The organism is Micromonospora zhanjiangensis, assembly GCF_042650605.1.
In the GTDB taxonomy this organism is placed as follows: domain Bacteria; phylum Actinomycetota; class Actinomycetes; order Mycobacteriales; family Micromonosporaceae; genus Micromonospora_J; species Micromonospora_J zhanjiangensis.
Genome location: NZ_JBHSBN010000127.1, coordinates 1 through 599, shown reverse-complemented (window position 1 = coordinate 599; position 599 = coordinate 1). Strand labels below are relative to the sequence as shown.

1 protein-coding gene is annotated in these 599 nt (G+C 62.9%); it reads right to left on the bottom strand.

Annotated elements, in window-relative coordinates; genetic code table 11:
- Positions 1–599: endo-1,4-beta-xylanase (locus ACFOX0_RS34250; RefSeq protein ID WP_377553853.1), on the bottom strand; the 599-nt coding region annotated here is incomplete at both ends.

Sequence of the window (599 nt, the reverse complement as noted above, 5' to 3'; positions counted from 1 at the left end):
TGGAAGTTTCCGGGTAGGGAGCTGCCGCCGGTGAAGTGGGTTTGCAGTCCGACGCAGTCGATGGGGACGCCGCGGGACTTGAAGTCCTGGATCATGCGGTAGACGCCCTGGGTTTTGGCGTAGGACCAGTTTTCGATGTTGTAGTCGTTGTAGCAGAGTTTGACGCCGGGGTCGGCTGTTTTGGCGGTGCGGAAGGCGACTTCGATCCAGTCGTTGCCGGTGCCTTGGAGGTTGGAGTTGCGGCGGCTGCCGTCTTCGTTGAAGGCTTCGTTGACGACGTCCCAGGCGGCGAGTTTGCCTTTGTAGTGGGCCATCACGCCGTTGATGTGGTTGATCATGGCGTTGCGGAGGGTGGTGCCGGACATGCTCTGCATCCAGCCGGGTTGTTGGCCGTGCCAGGCGAGGGTGTGGCCGCGGACTTTCATGCCGCGTTGGGTGGCCCAGTCGTAGATGCGGTCGCCGGCGGAGAAGTTGAACTGGTTCTGGTTGGGTTCGGTGGCGTCGGGTTTCATCTCGTTCTCGGCGGTGACCATGTTGAACTCACGCGCCGCGATGGTGGTGTAGGCGGAGTCGCCGAGGCGGCCGGCGGCGATCGCGGT